At 62.4% G+C, this 5,108-nt stretch carries 6 protein-coding genes; 1 reads left to right on the forward strand and 5 read right to left on the reverse strand.

Going from position 1 to position 5,108, the window contains the following annotated elements; all coding sequences use genetic code 11:
* The 5 genes from VII69_07750 to VII69_07770 form a co-directional block, all read right to left on the reverse strand.
* Window positions 1–541: hypothetical protein (locus tag VII69_07750; protein ID HEY5094990.1), on the reverse strand; the 541-nt coding region annotated here is incomplete at its 3' end.
* A 24-nt stretch (window positions 542–565) separates the two neighbouring features.
* Window positions 566–2,056 carry a tetratricopeptide repeat protein gene (locus VII69_07755; protein HEY5094991.1) on the reverse strand — a complete coding sequence of 497 codons (1,491 nt, stop codon included), beginning with the start codon at window positions 2,054–2,056 and terminating at the stop codon, window positions 566–568.
* Window positions 2,057–2,139: 83 nt separating this feature from the next.
* Entirely contained in the window at window positions 2,140–3,108 is a 969-nt protein-coding gene (locus tag VII69_07760; protein HEY5094992.1) for an electron transfer flavoprotein subunit alpha/FixB family protein, read from the reverse strand.
* A 17-nt stretch (window positions 3,109–3,125) separates the two neighbouring features.
* Window positions 3,126–3,917, reverse strand: coding sequence for an electron transfer flavoprotein subunit beta/FixA family protein (locus VII69_07765; protein HEY5094993.1), 792 nt, complete (start codon window positions 3,915–3,917; stop codon window positions 3,126–3,128).
* Between the two features lie 99 nt (window positions 3,918–4,016).
* On the reverse strand, window positions 4,017–4,661 hold the full coding sequence (locus VII69_07770; GenBank protein ID HEY5094994.1) for a response regulator: 645 nt from the start codon (window positions 4,659–4,661) through the stop codon (window positions 4,017–4,019).
* Window positions 4,662–4,772: 111 nt separating this feature from the next.
* On the opposite strand from VII69_07770, the gene VII69_07775 reads away from it, so the two are divergent.
* Window positions 4,773–5,108 (forward strand): hypothetical protein (locus VII69_07775; protein HEY5094995.1); only part of this gene is annotated, 336 nt, incomplete at its 3' end.

A 5,108-nucleotide genomic window follows, 5' to 3' on the forward strand; every position in this document is an offset into this window, starting at 1 on the left:
AGCCGCCATCGTCGACGGCATTTTCAACCCACGCTTGCGTGCCGTTGCCGTGATGGTAGTCGAAGTCCGCGATCAGCACAGGACCGCCTGCGGCGCGCAATCGCTGCGCCGCTACGGCCACATTATTGAAGACGCAAAACCCCATGCCGCGCTGCGGTGTCGCGTGATGCCCCGGTGGACGCGCAACGGCGAGCGTGGGCGCTCCCGGACGCGCCGCCAACGCGGCATCGACCACGACCCCGGCGGCGAGCAGCGCTATATCAAACGACGAATGTCCGACGTTGGTGTCACCGCTCGGCAGTTCGGCGACACTGCCGTCGTCGGGGATCGAAGCACAAAAGCGCTCGACTGCCGAGACATATTCAGCGTCGTGCACCGCCCGGATATCGCCCAGAGCCGCCGGCCGCGCAAGTTCAAATCCATCGCGCGGACAGCCGCCGGCCTCTAATCCCGTCACGAATGCCGCGATTCGCTGCGGCCGCTCCGGATGACCGGGGCCGGTCAGGTGCTCCGCGTAGCGCGGGTCGAATGTCACGCGCATGAAATGTTTGCGCCGGCGCGCGTGCTAGGACGATCCCAATTGTTTGAGGTACGCGTGCGCCTTTGTCGCGGCGCTGCCCTTGGGGACCAGGTTCAGAAACTGCTTGAACGCGACGATCGCATTGCGCTTATCGCCGGTCAAACGGTACGTGTCGCCGAGCACGTACCAAAGCTGGGCGTCAGGGTGCTTGGGATCTTGGTTGGCAGCCAGCGCTTCGAAGGCCTCACGCGCGTCCTTGTAATCCTTGAGCTCGAAGTACGAAAGCCCGAGATTGAAAAGCGTCACGTAGGTCTTGGACATGCTGAACGAACGCTTGTACTCGTCGCGCGCCTGCGCCCACTGTTTCTCGCCCGCGTACGATTGACCGAGCCAGAACACCGCCTCCGGGTCGTTTGGACTCAACGAGACCAGACGTGCGAACATGTCCTGGGCTTTTACCGTCTGTTTCATGCCGAGCAGGAGCATCCGCGCGTAGTCGAAGATGAGCCGCGGATTTGCCGGTGCCAGTGCGATCGCCTGATCGAACTCCGTGGCAGCTAACGTGTAGTTCTTCTTCGACTGATCGTACTCGGCTTGAAGCGCGAACGGTTCGGCGTCTTTGGGGTGGTCTTTCACCGCCTGCGCGAACTGGGCGCGGGCCTGCGACTCCATGTTGTGCGCCAAATACGTCTGCGCGATATCGTCTTCGTACTCCACGGTGTCGGGATAAAGCTTCACAAGCGTCTGGATAACCGCGACGGCGCCGGGCACGTCGCCTTTAGCGGCGAGCGCGCCGGCCTTCTCCATGTTCGCTTCCGGATTCTTCGGGTCGTCGACGAGCACGGCATCGAATTGAGCGAGCGCCAAATCGTAGTTCGGCTTTTTGTCCGCCATGTACGATTTGCCTATCAGCAATTTTGCGCGCGAGTCCTTCGGATCGATCGAGAGCGCTTTGAGCAGGCTCTTGCGGCCGTCGTCGAGGCTGCCGCGATTGAGCTGCACCGTGCCGAGCGCTTCGTAGCCGAACGATTCGTCCGGATGCAGCGCGATCCCGCGCTTTGCCAACCGTTCGGCATCGTCGAGCCGGCCGAGCTGCAAATAGATGTCGACGAGATTCGCCAGCACGGCGACATTGCTGGGATCGGCGAGCCCCGCTTTTTCGAAATGGATCGCGGCATCGGTGGGATCGTTGAGCGCGATGTCCGCGCTGCCGAGATAAAACCAGATGCGCTCGTCGTCGGCTCCAAGGCCGATTGCTGTCTCGAGCTGGTCGCGGCCGCCCTGAGGATCGCCTTGCTCGACGAGCAATTGGCCAAGGTCGGCATGCGCGCCGCTATCATTCGGGTTGTCTTTGACGGTCTGCCGCAGCGTGGCGATGCGCTCCTGAGGCGTGGGTGTTGGCGACTGCGACGGCGACGGACTAGGTACCGGCGCTTTCGGCGGGCGCGCGAAAGCCTGCGTGCCGGGCGAGCCCACCGCGGCGATGGCGGCGGCGGCGACAACGGCTGCTATGATGGCGATTGAAAGACGACGCACTGGCTACCCTCTGCTATCCTGCGTGGGAAGGCAAGCACCGCTTGCCCGTTCGAGCCGCGCATGCCCGACCCGAAATGTAAACGTCAACCATTACCCTTGCGTTCCTTGACAAGTTGCGTCAAAGCCGGCACGATCTGGAAGATGTCGCCCACGACGCCGAGGTCGCAGAACTCAAAAATAGGCGCGTTTGGATCCTTGTTGATGGCCACGATCGTGCCCGAGCTGCGCATGCCTACCTTATGCTGGATCGCGCCGGAAATGCCACACGCGATGTAGAGTTGCGGCGCGACCGATTTTCCGGTCTGTCCGACTTGATGACTGTGGGAAATCCAGCCTGCATCCACTGCGGCGCGCGACGCGCCGACCGCTCCGCCAAGCGCCGCGGCAAGCGCCTCTATGATGTCGAAGTGCTCTGGCCCCCCAAGACCCCGGCCGCCGGAAACCACCACGGACGCCTCGTCGACGCCGACCGCTCCGGCTTCCTGGGCGACGCGCTCTTCGATCACCGCGGCATACTGTTTGGCGGGGGGTGCGGGCAACGCGACGACCTCGCCCTTTCCGGGCTCCTTGCGCGATGCGAACGAATTCGGCCGGCACAACACGACTCCGTAGGTCGAGTCCTTGAACGTGATAGTTGCGATCGCCGAGCCGCCGAATTTCGGAGACTGCGCGACCAGCGCGCCGTCTGTGACCGTGAGATCCGTGGCTTCGGTGATGACGCCCGCGTCGAGACGTACGGCGATGCGCGCCGCCAGATCTTTTCCGGCGTTGCTCGCCGGAAACAACACGTAAGACGGCCCCTTCTCTTTAAGCAAAGTTTCGAGGGCGTCCACCGCTGGGTCGAGCAAGTACTTCTCTACCGGCACGTCCTCACCGACGGCTATCACGTCGAGCGGGGTGGACTTCAGTTGTTCCGCGGCAGCGCCCGCGCCCGAACCGAGAACGACTCCAATCGACGGCACACTCAATGACTTTGCGATGTCCGCGCCCTTGGTGGCCATCTCAAAGCCGATGCGGCGCAACGCACCCTGTTCTTGTTCGACGTAAATCACAACCGAATTCATCGCCGTCAGATCACCTTCTTGGCGACGAGGAAGTCGATGACCGCGCGAGCGCCTTCGGCGGCGTCGGTGGCGGTGACCACGGTGCCCTTTGGCCTTGCGCCGACCGGAGCGATGCTCACGACCCGGGTGCGGCTTCCCGCATCGCCCAAGTGCGCCGCATCTTCACCCACGTCAGTGAGCGACAGCGGAGCGATCTCCTTTTTCTTCGCGCCCATGATGCCTTTGAGCGATGGATAGCGCGGCTCGTTCGCGCTCTTCGTCACCGAAACAAGCGCGGGCAATGGCGCGCTCACGCGCAGGTACCCGGACTCAGTCTCGCGGTGCACTTCGACTTTGCCGTCGGCCACCGTAACTTTTTTGGCGAAGGTCAGGCTTGGCACACCGAGATGTTCGGCGATCGCGGCCGGCACGATGCTGCAAATCGCATCGGTGCTTTGCGTTCCCGTGAGAACGAGATCGAAGCCGATCTTCTTCAGCGCTTGTGCCAGCGCAAATGCGGTGGCCATCGCGTCGCTGCCTCCGACCGCAGCATCCGACAAAAGCGCTGCGGAATCGGCTCCCATCGCAAGCGCTTTGCGCACCACTTCGCGTCCGCTTTCGGGCGCCATCGTCAGAACCGTCACCGTGGTATCGCCGCCGAGCTTTTCCTTGAGACGCAGTCCTTCTTCAATTGCATATTCGTCAAACGGATTGAGGACGTTCTCGATGCTCGACCGGTTAAGCCGATTGTTCGCCGGGTCGAACGTCTTTTCGGCGTTCGTGTCCGGCACTTGCTTGACGGTGACGACGATTTTCAAGCGGGTCCTTTCCGAAACGTGTGCGACGAGAAGCGGCCGGCTTTCGCCGGCCGTTCCAAAAACAGGCGTCTTTTCTCGATTTTGGCCCGCTCGCCCTTGCTAGGCGGTGACCCTTGAGGTGGCGACACTGTTGCCGAAAAGCGCGTTGAGGCGCTCGACCAAATCGCTCGCCGAGTAGGGTTTCCGCAGCATCATGAGCGGCCACCGTTCCGCAGCGCGCAAGACATCTTCGCCGTCGATATAGCCGCTGGCGACGATCACGCGCAGCGCGGGCCTGTTCGCCTTGATATAGTCGATGATTTCGAATCCGTCGGTGTCCGGTAACTTGAGATCAAGGACGATCGCATCGTAATCTTCGCGCGCTTCCAGCCGCAATAACGCTTGTCCGCCGTTGGCCGCGACATCGACGTCGAACCCCGATTCGCGCAATGCGGCTGCGGTCAGCGCGCACAACGCTTCGTCGTCTTCCGTGATCAAGACCGCCAGTGTCCGCGACGATCTTGCGTCGCGAGCCCGATCGCCGGCGACGAACGTTCCGGCGCCTTGACGCGGCTCGACGACGCCGCGCTGGGCGAGAATGCCGAGTGCTTGCCGCACCGTCATGAGTGCGACGCCATATTCTTTGGCGAGCGCCATCGTCGATGGCAATTGACGTCCCGATGACCATTCGCCCTTGTCGATCCGAGCGAGGAGATCGGTCGCTATCGACATGTACTTGAGGGGACGGTCGCTTTGTTCGCGCATGCAGCATTGAGTCCGTAAAAGGAATCTCCGTTGGACCTTCGGCAATTTCCAACGCGAGTGAGGCAACGTTCCCCAAGACGGCCGAAGCGCCTGCCCACGGAGGTCCTATCAGTGATCGTGTCCGAACGTCCGAAGCCTTCCGCAGCCACCGTCGGCCTCGCATGGGATGGAACTCGACTCTGGGCGGGCGACTGGGAACAATGCTTCATCGCGTCGCTCGACCCGCTCGGCGGTCTCGCGGACAGTTATTCCGCGCCCGGGAGAGTTTACGGACTGGCGTTTGCCGATCGCATATTGTGCGCCGTCATCGGACACCCCGAGTCCGACAATCGCAGCATTCACAGTTTCGATCCGGCGACCACGACGTGGGAGAAGCGATCTCACGAATGCCCCGACTCGACCGGCTCGCATCTCGCTTGGGATGGCGGCCACCTCTGGTTGAGCCAG

It is taken from the genome of Candidatus Eremiobacteraceae bacterium (assembly GCA_036511855.1).
In the GTDB taxonomy this organism is placed as follows: domain Bacteria; phylum Vulcanimicrobiota; class Vulcanimicrobiia; order Eremiobacterales; family Eremiobacteraceae; genus JABCYQ01.